The sequence below is a fragment of the Streptomyces sp. NPDC050704 genome (assembly GCF_040654355.1).
In the GTDB taxonomy this organism is placed as follows: Bacteria; Actinomycetota; Actinomycetes; order Streptomycetales; family Streptomycetaceae; genus Streptomyces.
Map to the genome: position 1 here is coordinate 80,947 of NZ_JBFAHW010000015.1, position 13,613 is coordinate 94,559.

Consider the following 13,613-nt stretch of genomic DNA (forward strand, 5'->3'; position numbering starts at 1 on the left):
AGGGCACGGTTCCGGGAAGCGGGGATGTAGTAGTGGGCAGTGCACTGCCCACTAGCCAGCCTTCGGCCCGGTTTTGGAGCCGTTCAGCTGTGCGTCGGTGATCTGGTCGCCGGTCGCGGCGTCGATCGCGATGTCCTTGGGGCCGCTGCCGACCAGCCAGACCGGTCGCCATGCGCCGTTGACCTGCTGTGCGAGGAGCACTGCTGATTCCGTTGGCAGCCCGGTCAACCGGCCGGCGATGTCCTTGGCTCGCGACTCGTCGATGGTGGCCGGCGGGAGTGCCGGGTCCTCGACGCTCGTGGCCGTGAATCCGATGACCCGGGCCTTGGTGGTGATGGTGAGGTCGAGACGCATGGGCATCATCACGCCGCCGGTGTAGCGCCGGTAGATCACCGTATAGGCGCGGGTTGCGCCGTCGCCGATGGAGTGGATCTTCTGCTGGCTTCCGGCCATGTTCTTCGGGAACCAGGTGCGGGCGAACTTGTCTGCGGCCGCTGCGACTTGTTTCTTGTTGAGGGTGCCCTCGTCGCCGCGGGTGTTCGACGACCAGGCGGTCGCCAGATCCTTCTGTGGCCACCAGCCCGAGATGCTGCCCCGGTTGGTCTCCGCGGTGATCTTCAGGCGGGTGCCGTCCTTCTGGGTGGCGGTCCCCTTCATCTGGGTGTCGTTGCCGTAGATGCCCTTGGCCATCGTCGTGATCCACTCGTCCGCCTGGACGGCAGAGTCGGTGAGGGCGCTTCGCTGCTCGTCCCGCGCGACGATGTCGACCGAGTCGATCCGGGTATGGAAGATCCCGCCCAGCACCGCGATGCCTAGGCCGGCGAGTGAGAGCCCCCACAGCGCGTCGCGCAGAGGTCGGTGCGGCGGCTGCTTGCGCTGATACAGCCAGAGGGCTGCTGCGAGGGAGCCCAGTACGGTTCCGGTCGCGTTGGCCGCGATGTCGCTCACGCTGCAGGACCGGCCAAGACTTGCAACGGACTGGATGATTTCGACGCCGGCGCTAAGGCAGGCGAAGGAGGCCACGACGGTCACCGGCCGCCGGAAGAGCAGGACGGCCAAGAACGCGCCCGGAGCGAAGAGGGCGATGTTGAGCAAGGAGCTTGCCGAGGTGAACAAGTGGGCGGGCAGCCCGGTGTCACACTGCCCCGACTCCAGGCCGGCGTCGCCCGGTAGGAGCGTCACCGCCACGATCCCGGCCAGATAGACCGCGAGCGCGGCCCTCAGAGGCCACGGCTTGCTCCTGGCCTTGGCCACGAGCACCGTCGGGACGGCGGCCAGGGCGGCAAGGATCACGAAGAACGCGATCAAGCCCGGTACGGCGGAAATGGACGCTTCAATCACAAGGTGGCCTTCGGAGCAGGCGGCCGGGGCGCTGGTCATGCGCCCCGGCCGCCGCGGAAATGGACTAGCAGACCCCGATATTGGGGGTGTAGTAGTTGCCGGTGCTGGCCTTCATGTAACCAGCGACCGAGCAGTCGCTCGCGTCGGACTTCCTCAGCCCGCCCCAGCTGTGCGACAGCGTCTGGCCTGAAGAGATCGACTTCTGGGTGTCCAGGTAGAGCCCGTTTCCGGTGGCCAGGGCGAGCTGGATCGTGACCTTGCTTCCGCCGGTCTTCTTGTACTTGGTTGATGAGTAGTACAAGGAACAGTTGCCGCTCACCAGGCAGCCGTCATCTGCGTTGATGGTCAGGACACCGTTCGACAGCTGCGTGCTCTTGGACCCATAAGCAAACGCGCTCGTCCCTGCCATGACGAGCGCGCTCGTCATGGCCACGACGGCCAGCGTCTTCTTCAGCTTCAGCATGGGCTTCCCCCTATATTTCGCGTGAAAGATCAACAACGAGCTGGAATCTACAGGGATGGAGTTGACAAAGTCACGTCATATCTCCCTTGGCTTGAACCCGTCCCTAAAGGGTGGCTCGTTCCGGAAGATGGTCTTCCGATCCGGTCTCGTCAGCTGACACCAGAGCGAACGCTGACCGATGCGGTACCGACTCCCCATCTCGCCGGCCGCACCCGCTTCGGAGCGATGGTCGCCGTCCAGGACACCCGCGACATCCCCGAGGAGTACGCCCGTGCGGTGAGTACGAAGGAGCCGTCCCGGCTGATCACGCAGAGGGCCCGCCCTTGATGCAGCCGGTCCTGAGAGATACGCGGCACCGGCTCATCCGGCCCCCGTCGCCCTACTGGTATCCACGGCGGCACGGTGACCCGCCCGGCGCGTGCCCGGCCTGATCGGATGCTGAGCTCCGCTCCGGACCCGTCACAACCGAATGACCACCAGCGCCGTATCGTCGTCCGGCCCCCGTCGTGGGGACGGGACCAGGTCCGTCAGTATCGCGTCGGCCAAGGGCTCGGGGGCGAGGGCGTGGTGGTGTTTGAGGCTGTTGGTGAGGCGGTTGAGGCCTGTGTCGATGTCCTCGTCTCGGCGTTCGATCAGGCCGTCGGTGTAGAGGATGAGGGTGGCGCCGGGGGTGTAGGGCGCGGTGGCCTCGGTGCGGGGGAGGGTGTCGTCGCATGCTCCGAGGGGTGGGTCGGTGACCGAGTCGAGGATCTCGACCGTTCCGTCGGCGTGGGCCAGGAGCGGGGGCGGGTGGCCGGCGCGGCTGTACGTGATCGTGTGGTCGGTGCGGTTGATGACGGCCTGGACGGCGGTCGTGGCGAGTGCGCCCTCGACGGTGTGCGCGTGCTGGGCGAGGGTCGTGAGGGCCGCGGCCGGCCGGCCCGTGGCGCGGATCGCGGCGCTCAGGGCGCTGCGCAGCTGGCCCATGACGCCGGCCGCCTCCAGACCGTGGCCGACGACGTCGCCGACCGCGACGGCCAGCCGGTCCGCGGCCAGGTCGATCAGGTCGTACCAGTCGCCGCAGACGTTGAGGAAACTGGTCGCGGGCCGGTAGCGCACGGCGGCGAAGGAGTGCCGCGGCAGCGCGGTGCCGGGCAGCATGGCGCGTTGCAGGGTGACGGCGACCTCGTGGGTGCGGGCGTGGGCCTCGCGCAACTGCTCGTTGAGTTCCTGCAGTTCCTGGGAGCGGGTGAGGAGGTCCGCGGTCATGGCGTCCTCGTGGCTGAGCGTGGTGCCCGGCGTCGAGGCGAGGGCCCGCCGGGCGCGGACCAGGGCGGTGACCTCTTCGGTGCGGTGGACGATGAGTGACACCCGGCCCTCGGCGTCCAGGACCGGGATGTTGACCGGGCTCCAGTAACGCTCCTCGAACACGCCGGGCCGGTCCGGCACCTCGACGTCGTACTTCTGCAGAGCCATGGTGTCCCGCTCGCCGGTGGCCAGCACCCGTTCCAGCGACGTGCGCAGGGTCCGGACACCGGTGGCCTGCTTGGAAGGGCTGTCGGGAAACACGTCGAAGAGCACTCGGCCACGCAGCTCGTCCAGGCCGCGCCCGCTCACCTTCAGGAGCGCCCGGTTGGCGTCGACGATCACCAGGCCGGGCGTCAGCAGCATCACCGGACTGGGCAGGGCCTGGAAGACCTCCGCGAAGTCGATGTCGACCTCGCCACCGACCTCGACGTCGTTGCCTGTGGCCTTGTCGGTCTCGATGCCCGGGCTTGGTCTCCCGCCAGGCGCATCAATGGCGCTCATGCCCTCATGTCTACTCCGTTGCCGGGTCCCGTGCGACCCGATCCCGGGATGGCCCGGATGGCTGGGAAGGGCCGGAGGGCCGGGATGGGCCGTAGTGGTCCAGGAACATGTCGACGCCGCTGATGACGAGACGGTCCGTGAGGTCCTCGTCGATGTGCGTGCCGTAGGTGCCGAAGACCATGTGAGGGAAGACCAGCAGCGCGTACAGCTGGATGATCGCGGCCTCCAGGTCCGGGATGACCAGTCGGCCCCGGTCCGCGAGCGTGCGCAGCGCGCCGGCCACGGCGGGGTGGTGGCCCTCGGGGCCGCGCCCCTGCCAGGCCCGGCCCAGTTCCGGGAAGCGGTGCTGCTCGGCGGCGACGAGGTTGCGCAGGGCGATGACGTCCTGGTTGGTCCTGACGGCGTGCACCCAGGAGCGGGCGGCGTCGATGAGGGCCGTACGGAGGTCCTCGGCCTCGGCCAGCTTTTCGAGCGCGGCCGACGAACTGCCGGACAGGGGTTCGTCGAGCGCGCCCGCGATCACGGCGGTGAACAGGGCTTCCTTGCTGCGGAAGTGGTTGTAGACGGTCACCTTGGACACGCCCGCCGCGGCGGCGATGGCGTCCATGCCGACGCCGAAACCGTCCCGCAGGAACAGCTCGCGCGCCGCCCGAACGATGGCGCGCCGTTTCAGTTCGGCGCGGGGTCCGCTGGGGGGCTGTCTCACGCTCTCCACGCTCATGGCCCGATCCTAGCAACGAGCTGAACTGAACAGTTGAGTTCATATGAACTGCACCGTACAGTTCATATGTGTCCCGGCGACGGCCGCGAAGGGCCCGCCCTTACTCATGAGGACTTCGTCATGACGCATCCCGCACCCGATGGCGCGCAGCACGCGCCGCACCAGCACCAGCCGCCCGCCGATCCGCGCCGCTGGACCGCGCTGGCCCTCATCTGCGTGGCCCAGTTCATGCTCATCCTCGACGTCACCGTCGTGAACCTCGCACTGCCCGACATGGCCGCCGACCTCGACCTCGGCCGGGCGACGCTGACCTGGGTGGTCGCCGCGTACACCCTGTGCTTCGGCGGTCTGATGCTGCTCGGCGGCCGACTGGCCGACGCCCTCGGCGCCCGCCGTACGCTCCTCGCCGGGCTCGCGGTCTTCACCGCCGCCTCGCTGGTGACCGGCCTCGCCACCGGCGCACCCATGCTGCTCGGCGGCCGGATCGCGCAGGGCGTCGGCGCGGCCCTGCTGTCGCCAGCGGCGCTCGCCATCGTCACCACCTCCTTCCACGGCGCCGAGCGCAACAAGGCGCTCGGCGTGTGGGCGGCGATCGGCGGCTCCGGCGCGGCCGCCGGTGTCCTGATCGGCGGGGCGCTGACCGACGGCCCCGGCTGGCAGTGGGTCTTCTACGTCAACGTGCCGGTCGGCCTCGCCCTCCTCGCCGTCCTGCCCGCCTTCGTCCCGGCCCGCCCGCCGCGGCCGGCCCGGCTCGACGTGCCCGGTGCGCTGCTGGTCACCGCGGGTACCGCGTCCCTCATCTACGGCCTGGTGAAGGCGGGGGACGCGGGCTGGGGCGACACGGCCACCCTGCTGCCGATCGCCGCCGCGCTGGTGCTGTACGCGGTGTTCGCGGCGGTCGAACGGGCGGGCCGGGCCCCGCTGATGGACCTGCGGATGTTCACCCGCCGGCCGGTGCTCGCGGGCGCGTTCCTGATGCTGGTCGCCACCGCGCTGCTGATCGCGTTCTTCTTCCTGGGGTCCATGTACCTGCAGCATGTACGCGGATTCAGTCCCCTGAAGACCGGCCTGCTGTTCCTGCCGGTGGCCGTGGCGACCGGCCTCGGCGCCCACCTCGCGTCCCGGCTCGTCGGACGGATCGGCAGCCGCGCCGTCGCCGTGGGCGGCATGGCGGTCGCCGCCGCCGGATCCGTACCGCTGACACAGCTCTCCACCGACGGCAGCGTGTACGCCGGTCTGCTGCCCGGCTTCGTCGTCGCCTCGCTCGGTCTCGGCGCGGTCTTCGTGACCGCCACCACCACCGCGCTGGGCATGGTGGAACACGACGAGGCCGGCCTGGCGTCCGGAGTCGTCAACACCTTCCACGAGGTGGGCGGTTCGATCGGCGTGGCGGTCGTCTCCACGGTCGCCGCCTCGGGTATCGAGGGCGGCTCGGTCGGCGGTTTCACGGACGCCTTCACCGTCTGCGCCCTCGCGGCGGCGGTGAGCGCGGCGGTGTCCCTGGGACTCGTACCGCGCGGCAAGCCGCAACAGACGGGCGCGCCTCATGTGCACTGACGGCCGGCAGAGCTGTCAGCGCTGACAGAGCGGGCAGTGCTGACAGAGGCGGGACACGACGTCCCCCGGGTCGCGATTCGGCCATTGTGTGCCGTACCGCGACCCGGCGGACGCCGTGCTTTCCTCGACGCGCGGGATGGGAGGGGCGGGTGGGGTGGAGGGGCTGGCGGGAATCCGGTTCTGCGTCTGCCATGGGGACACGTCGCTGTGGTTCTCTGTCGGGACTTCGGCTGCGGCCCGCCACCCCAGGGCCGATGTACGTGATCTATGTACGTGATCGACGTGCATGACCGATGTACATGACCGAGGCGAACCCGGGTACGCGATGCGGCGACAGGCCCGATGTGCCCGATGCGCTCGATGTGCCAGGTCCCCGTGTGGTGAGAGAGGGGCTTCTTCCCATGCCGGCTCCGCGCACGCCGTTTCTTCCGCCGATTCCGCCGATTCCGCCCAGCCTTTCCGGCTTCGTGGGCAGACTCACCGGCGCCCTGGTGAACCCGCTCGCGAACTCCCTCGCGACCCCCCTCGCCCTCGACGACTACCTCGGCCTGATCGACCCCCTGCTCTCCGCCCGCCAACCCGCGGGACGCGTGGTCGCCGTGCGGCCGGAGTGCGCCGGGGCCGCCACGCTGGAGATACGTCCCGGGCGCGGCTGGGCGGGGCACCGGGCCGGTCAGTACCTTCCGGTCGGGGTGGAGATCGACGGCGTACGGCACTGGCGTACGTACTCGATCACCTCACCCGAATCTCTGCCTCTGCCGCTGACGATCACGGTCAAGTCGGATCCCGGCGGCCGGGTCTCCCCGCACCTCGTCCACCGGACCGGCCCCGGCACGGTGCTTCGACTGGGCCCGGCGCAGGGGGAGTTCACGCTGCCGGAGGGGAACCGGCGGATGCTGATGGTGACCGCGGGCAGCGGCATCACCCCCGTGATGGGGATGCTGCGGACCCTCGCGCGGCGGCGCGGTCGGGACGGACCATCATCCTCCGGGGGCGCCCCCGATGTCGTACTCCTGCACAGCGCCCCAGGGCCGGAAGACACCCTCTTCCGCTCCGAACTGGCCGACATGGCAGCCCGGTTGCCCTGGCTGAAGGTCGACGAGCGGCACACCCGTACCGCCGGGCGGCTCGCTCCGGCCCACCTCGATGTGCTCTGTCCCGACTGGCGTACCCGCGAGACGTGGGCCTGCGGTCCGGACGGGCTGCTCGACGCGTTGGAGGAGCACTGGGCCGCGGCCGGCATCGGCGAGCGGCTACGGGTGGAGCGCTTCCGCCCGGCCCCGCTGCTCGCGCCCGGCGCCGACGCCTCCGGCGGCCGGGTCCGCTTCGACCGCACCGGCGTCGAGGCGGATTCGGCGGCGGCCGTCCCGCTCCTCGAAACCGGCGAGGCGGCGGGCGTCCCGATGCCGTACGGGTGCCGCCGGGGCATCTGTTTCGGCTGCCTCACCCCGCTCGTCCACGGCCGCGTACGCGATCTGCGTACCGGTGAACTGCACGGTGACCCGGGCGAGTTGATCCAGACCTGCGTCAACGGCGCGGCAGGTCCGCTCGCCCTCGACCTCTAGGCCTCCTCGGGAGCCTTCATGTCCGTATCTTCCGCACCCTCCGTATCCTCCGCGCCTTCCGTAACTGCCGTACCACCGACGGAACTTGACCTGGCCGAGCGGCTCGGTGCGGAGCTCGACCGGATCCGCGCCGATGTCATCGCGAAGCGCGGGGCGGAGGACGCCCGTTACATCCACACGGTGATAGCCGTCCAGCGCGGTCTGGAGACCGGCGGCCGGGCCGCCCTCGCCGTATCCCTGTTCCCGCCCGCCTGGCTGGCGGGCACCGCGATGCTCACCGTGGCCAAGGTCCTGGAGAACATGGAGCTGGGCCACAACATCCTGCACGGCCAGTGGGACTGGATGGGCGACCCGGCCGTCCACTCCACCACCTGGGAGTGGGACTTCCTCACCCCCGCCGAGGCCTGGAAGCACACCCACAACCACCTGCACCACACGTACACCAACGTCGTCGGCCGCGACCGGGACCTCGGCTACACGGTCCTGCGCATGAGCCCGGAGCAGCCCTGGCATCCGGGCCACCTTCTCCAGCCGGTGGCCGCCGCCCTGCTCGCGCCCGTCTTCGAATGGGGCATCGCCCTCTACGACCTGGAGGCGGACGCCGTACCGTCCGGCCGCAAGAGCGTGCGGTCCTTCCTCGGCGATCTCGCGGGCCTGATCCGCAAGGGCGTGCGCCAGGCGGCCAAGGACTACGTCCTCTTCCCGCTGCTCGCCGGCCCGTCCGCGCTGCCCTGCCTGCTCGGCAACGTCACGGCGAACAGCCTGCGCAACATCTGGGCGCACACCGTGATCTTCTGTGGCCACTTCCCGGCGGACGTCCAGACCTTCGAGTACGAGGAGGAGCAGTTGGAGGGCGAGACCCGCGGTGAGTGGTATCTGCGGCAGATCCAGGGCTCGGCGAACATCGAGGGCGGTTTCCTCCTCCACGTCCTCACCGGCAACCTGAGCCACCAGATCGAACACCACGTCTTCCCCGACCTGCCCAGCAACCGCTACGCCGAGATCGCCCCCCGGGTACGCGAGGTCTGCGCCCGGCACGGGATCGGGTACGTCACCGGACCGCTGTGGCGGCAGTACGGGTCCATGTGGAGCCGCATCCTGCGCCACGCGGTGCCGGGTTCCTGACTGCGCAGGGCTCCTGCTCCTGACTGCTCCTACCGGTGGAGCTCGAACACGAGTACCCGGCGCGACACCGGCCGTTGATTTCCTCCTCGACAGACAACCACCACAGGCAACCCACACACCGCGTTTGCCACTCTCACAGTGCGTTCACAGGCTCGGCCCGGGGCGCGCGGGGATGCGTCCGACTCCGTGACCCTCGACCGGTGGGAGGGGGAGTCCGGGGTCTATCTGGACCTGGGTACGTACGTCACGGTCGACGACGCGCCGTTCGAGATCAAGGTGACCCGGAAGTCGTACAAGGACCCGGTCGTCGCCAAGCAGGTCCTCCGCAACGGGACGAGCACGCGGACGAAGACACTGCCCGCCTGGCTGGTGAAGGACTTCTCCGGTCTGCCCGGCTTCCTCAACCTGTCGATCAAGAACGCGGCCAGGGAGGAGGTGTCGACCAGCAAGGGCAACTTCTGCCCGAACAACGCCTCCGGACGGATCCGCCCGGATGCTCCGTCGACCTCGCACTATCCCGAGGGCTGCCCCACCAATCCGTTCACGCTGGGTTCGGTCTGGGGCGTCGAGAAGGGCTGGGCGTCCAACACCACCACGTTCGGCTACGACAGTCCGGTGGACCTGCCGGTGGGCGAGTACACGGCCAAGGTGTCGGTGGCCAAGAAGTACCGCGACCTGTTCGCCATCCCCGACGACCAGTCGACCATCAAGCTGACGGTCCGGCAGCTCAGCGACGGCGGCGGAGGGGGAGAGGGAGTGGCCGCGCCTCCCGGTCCGCCGCCCACCACGGCGGCGGGCACGACGTGCACTCCGCCGCGTCCTCCGCCGCCCACTACGGTCCCCGCGGCGCCGAGCGCCCACACCGCCCGCTCTGTCGCACGCGCTGGAAGACCGCGGCACGGCACACCACCTGGGTGACGGTCGCGGGCACACCGACGGCTCGCGCATCGCGCCCGCGCTGGAGCCGGCCGCCAAGCGGCCCGCCGACCGGGCCGGTGTCCCGGCCGACGTGCCCAAGCCGGACCTGCGTTCGCTGTCGGCCTGGGACATCCCGTCACCGACGGCGAGTACGGGGGACACCCCGGGCAAGGACTACCTCGCATTCAGCGCGAACGTCTGGAACGCGGGCCCCGCCCCGCTCGTCGTGGACGGCTTCCGCAGTCCCGGCGAGGATCTGATGGACGCGTACCAGTACTTCTACGACGCGGACGGCAAGCAGGTCGGGTACGCGCCCACCGGCACCACGGAGTGGGAACCGTGCAACGGCCACGAGCACTGGCACTTCACGGACTTCGCGAGCTACCGGCTGCTGAGCGCGGACCAGACGAAGGAGGTGCGCAGCGGCAAGGAGGCCTTCTGCCTGGCCAACACCGGCGCCATCGACTACACCGTGAAGAACGCCAACTGGCACCCGGACAACACCGACCTGCCGAACGGCACGTACTACATCCAGGTGATCGCCAACCCGAGAAGCGGCTCCAGGAGACGAACACCGACAGCAACGTCGCCCTGCGCAAGGTCGTCCTGGGCGGTGAGCCGGACGCCCGCACCGTGACTGTCCCGCAGCACGACCTGATCAACGCCCCGTAGGAGACCGCACAGCCCCTGGGACTGGCGCTCCCGCGCGGGCTTCAGAGGCTGCGCGCCTTTCTGTTCTGTCTGTTCTGTATCGCTGTAGAAGTTTGATCACGTGCCTCGGCGCACGGGGGCGCGTGGCGGCACGATCGTGTAATAGGGACCACCAGAACCGCATTCCACTGGAATCTCTGGAGCCCCTGGAAGCTCCGTTGCGTGAGCTCCGTCAGATTCGTTCGACGTTACCGCTGGCCAGCATGTGTGTAGACGAAAATCTGCAATCCGGGTAGTGGGATTGATTCGTGCATGGTCCCGCTGCATGCCGCTGTGGTTGGTTTTCACGGGTCTGCGGGGAATTCTGTGGCATGTGCTCCAAACCGGGTATGCGCCCCGTGTGCGGGGTCCACACGGGTGTGATGAAAACGTGTGTCTCCGTGCGCCACCCGAGCTTCGAATTTTCCGTTTTCGATCGATTGTTGGCGGGGAGGCTTGCATTGGGCGGGTATATGTGATCGCTCAGTGGGAGAGCTTTTGTCGGGGGGCGTCATGGCAAGGTTCAGGCGGGTGCGAGAGATACTCACACTGGTAGCTCTTTTTGCGGCATCCTGTAGCGGGTCGGTTGTCCTCACTATCGTGATGACAAATCTTCCCATGCTTCAGACCAGCGCCAACGGAAATGCGGGAGATGCTTTCGGTTCGGCCGCAGCGGCCTCGTCCGTGGTAGTTCTCTTCTATATAGCCAGAACTTTTCACCAGCAAGGAGAAGAGTCCAGAATGCAGCGCCAGCTGTTAGAGGCGCAGCGTCTGGAGCTTTCGATGCAGCGTGAGATAGCAGAAGGCCAGCACAAGAGTTCTCAGCAAGCTGCCGCAGCGTCATTTCGTCGACAGCATCAGAGCCTGCTTCAGATGGCGATCGGTGATCCACTTCTCATGGAGTGTTGGCCAGGATACGGCCCGGAGGTCACAGGGGATCGTCGGAGGCAATATATGTACGCCAACTTGGTGATCTCGCACCATGCTATGTGCTATGAATTAGGCTACTACACGGATGACGAGATAGAGGAAGCTCTTTATCATACCTTCGGTAGCGCGGTGACCCAAAAATTCTGGAAGGAAACGCGCTCGCGTCGAAACAGTTCCACGCCCTACGGTGGCAGCATGCGGAAATTCTATGATCTCGCTGAACTGGCCTATCTGCGGCGCGCCTCCAGTCAATAGCACGGTCCGAAGACGAATTCTTCGGACCGTGCCGATGATCAAACGGACGGTGGGACCCATCCCGCGCTGATAAGTACATCACGGGGCACTACCACGAGGTTTTCTCCGGCCCCGATGCCGGAGCCTTCCGGTAGATTTGACTGGAGTTCCACAGATGCTTCAGCGCCGATAAAGGCGATATCGCCGTTGGAAAGCGAGAAAACTGCAGGGCAGTTGGAGTCGTGAATGCATCGCTGGTCTGCGGTGTCCAGCCGCCTGACGATTCTCATGTGGTTACTGGATTTCCTTTTCTTTGAGAACAATTTGGTGGCATGTGTGCTCGGCGCGCTGGCGCGGGGCTTCGTGGAGGGGGCTGTCGGCGGCCACTAGGTCATGCGGAGCGTTGCCCTGGAGGGGCGTTGCCTGAGCGGTAAGGATAAGAGCGTCCCCTGACTGTCAAGGTGTCGCAGGCCATGATCTCTGCCCAACCACTCGGCTAGCCGACGGCAAAGGTGCGCAGGTCGTTGATTCCTCAAGAGTCAAACCTGTTTCCATAAAGGCCACCCGGCTGTGTGAACGACCAAGACGGGTCGACGTTCGGGTGGACGAGGCTGGCAAGTACAGAGCCGTACTTATGTGCGGGCGTGGGGCTTCCTTGTGTCGGCGACGAACGATCCAACCCCGGGGACTGACTGGTCGACCGCACTGTGGAGGGCCACGTCCGCAATCAGCGGGAGATCCTCGCTGGCCTCGACACCGACGACTGCGACGAACTGAACTGCATCCTGCGCGCCCTGCTCGTTTCGCTCGGAGATGCCCGCAACTGACAGCGGGCAAGGGGGTCGTCACGGACGTGGCACCTTGCGGACCGGCCCCGTTCCTACCGGCGCAGCAGTTTCCGTGCCTTGGTCAGGGCGCTGTCGCGGTTCTGGTCGAGTTCCTTGTCGGTGAAGACCGGTGTGCGGTGGTGCGGTGGGATGCCGGGGCCGTCGAAGGTGGTGCCGTCGGCCGTACGGAACTCCTCGTTGGGCAGCGAGAAACGCCAGCCGTTGGGCAACGCGCGGTCCAGGGTGTCGGAGAAGACGCCCTGGGTGTTCTGCCCGATCCGGACCGGTGCCGGGGTGCGTGCCATGAGCGCCTGCGTGAAGGTCTCGGCCGCGCTGACCGACAGGCCGCCGGTGAGGACCGCGACCTTCCCGGTGAAGCGGGGCCCCTGGTGGGGACGTACGGGGATCGGCTGTCCCGGCGTGAACCGGGTCGGGTCGGCCGGGTCGTTGCGGGCGTGCTTGGTGTACGCGATGTACGGCCGGTCCGTCAACCGGGAGGCGATGCGCAGCGCCAGCGGATCGGCGCCGCCGCCGTTCACGCGCACGTCCAGGACGAGCCCGCTCAGCCGCGTCCACGGGATGTCGTCGAGGGCGGCGTCCAGTGCCGCCTCCCACTGCGGGTACGACTCCTCGTCGGTGTAGCCCGCGAAGCGGGTGATGCGCAGATAGCCGGTGCCCTCCGGGAGGCGGGCGAACGACAGGGACCCGTTGGCGTACTGCCGCAGCGGCACCTCGACCGCCTTCGCGACCGCCGTGTCGATACGGGCCAGGTGCTCGGGGCTGTGCGGAGGTGTGTCGGGGCGCAGTCCGCCGTACTCCCGGTCCTTCCCGTCCGACAGGCTGGTGTGCGCGTCGTGCAGGGGCTCGATCATCTCCCGCAGGACGGCGAAGAGTTCGTCGTCGCCGGTGTCCTTGTCGACGCGGGGCCGGTAGCGGTCGCGGACCTCCTGCCAGTCGATGCCCTTGGCGGCGAAGAACGGGTAGTTCTCGGCGTACGTCTGCCAGAAGACGTCGAACACCGCGCGCGGATCGGTGGCCGGCTTCTTCGCACACGTGGCGGGCAGTGCGGAAACCCGGTGCAGGACGCGGGTCCCCGCACTGGACGCGATGTGCAGCCGCGCGGTGTCGCCGTCCTGCGCGGTGACGGTGATCCGGCCGTAGCCGGCGGCGCTGTAGTGGCGGCTGCCGTCCGGGCCGGTGTGTCCTTGCTGGTCTCCCCGCATGTTGCCCGGCAGGCAGCTGATGGCAGTGGTGTCGTACGTCGTCAGGCTGCGGCCGCTCACGGCCACCGCGGTGCCGTAGCCGTCCGTCTGCCAGACGCCCTCCACCGAGGGTCTGTTCGTGCCGGTCGCGGCGCTGCTCGCGGGCGCGGCGACGCCGGTCAGCGTGAGCACCACGACTGTCGCGAGTGTGGCGGGCAGGATGATGCGTGTGCGCATGGTCGGTCAGCCCCC

Annotated in this window: 9 protein-coding genes and 1 pseudogene; 5 read left to right on the top strand and 5 right to left on the bottom strand. The window is 68.3% G+C overall.

Annotated elements, in window-relative coordinates:
- Positions 1-51: 51 nt before the first annotated feature.
- From AB0I18_RS11370 to AB0I18_RS11385, 4 genes are all read right to left on the bottom strand, one after another.
- Entirely contained in the window at positions 52-1,380 is a 1,329-nt protein-coding gene (locus AB0I18_RS11370; protein WP_363105178.1) for a VanZ family protein, read from the bottom strand.
- 25 nt (positions 1,381-1,405) lie between these two features.
- Entirely contained in the window at positions 1,406-1,804 is a 399-nt protein-coding gene (locus AB0I18_RS11375; protein WP_363105179.1) for a hypothetical protein, read from the bottom strand.
- A gap of 459 nt (positions 1,805-2,263) precedes the next feature.
- A complete protein-coding gene (locus AB0I18_RS11380) occupies positions 2,264-3,592 on the bottom strand; it encodes a SpoIIE family protein phosphatase (RefSeq protein ID WP_363105180.1) in 1,329 nt (442 codons plus the stop codon).
- A gap of 10 nt (positions 3,593-3,602) precedes the next feature.
- Positions 3,603-4,313 (bottom strand): TetR/AcrR family transcriptional regulator, encoded by a 711-nt coding sequence (locus AB0I18_RS11385; protein WP_363105181.1) that lies wholly within the window; start codon positions 4,311-4,313, stop codon positions 3,603-3,605.
- A gap of 120 nt (positions 4,314-4,433) precedes the next feature.
- On the opposite strand from AB0I18_RS11385, the gene AB0I18_RS11390 reads away from it, so the two are divergent.
- From AB0I18_RS11390 to AB0I18_RS11410, 5 genes and pseudogenes are all read left to right on the top strand, one after another.
- The gene (locus AB0I18_RS11390; protein WP_363105182.1) at positions 4,434-5,870 is read left to right on the top strand and encodes an MFS transporter; all 1,437 of its coding nucleotides are present in this window, start codon (positions 4,434-4,436) and stop codon (positions 5,868-5,870) included.
- Positions 5,871-6,337: 467 nt separating this feature from the next.
- Entirely contained in the window at positions 6,338-7,435 is a 1,098-nt protein-coding gene (locus tag AB0I18_RS11395; RefSeq protein ID WP_363105183.1) for an FAD-binding oxidoreductase, read from the top strand.
- Positions 7,436-7,453: 18 nt separating this feature from the next.
- Complete coding sequence (locus tag AB0I18_RS11400) at positions 7,454-8,560, top strand: acyl-CoA desaturase (RefSeq protein ID WP_363105184.1); 1,107 nt, start codon at positions 7,454-7,456, stop codon at positions 8,558-8,560.
- Positions 8,561-8,734: 174 nt separating this feature from the next.
- A pseudogene (locus AB0I18_RS11405) lies at positions 8,735-10,150 on the top strand (protein-lysine 6-oxidase); the annotation flags it as partial.
- 636 nt (positions 10,151-10,786) lie between these two features.
- Positions 10,787-11,353, top strand: coding sequence for a DUF6082 family protein (locus AB0I18_RS11410; protein ID WP_363105185.1), 567 nt, complete (start codon positions 10,787-10,789; stop codon positions 11,351-11,353).
- A gap of 859 nt (positions 11,354-12,212) precedes the next feature.
- Here AB0I18_RS11410 and AB0I18_RS11415 read toward each other — a convergent pair.
- Positions 12,213-13,598, bottom strand: coding sequence for a S41 family peptidase (locus AB0I18_RS11415; RefSeq protein WP_363105186.1), 1,386 nt, complete (start codon positions 13,596-13,598; stop codon positions 12,213-12,215).
- Positions 13,599-13,613: the final 15 nt, after the last annotated feature.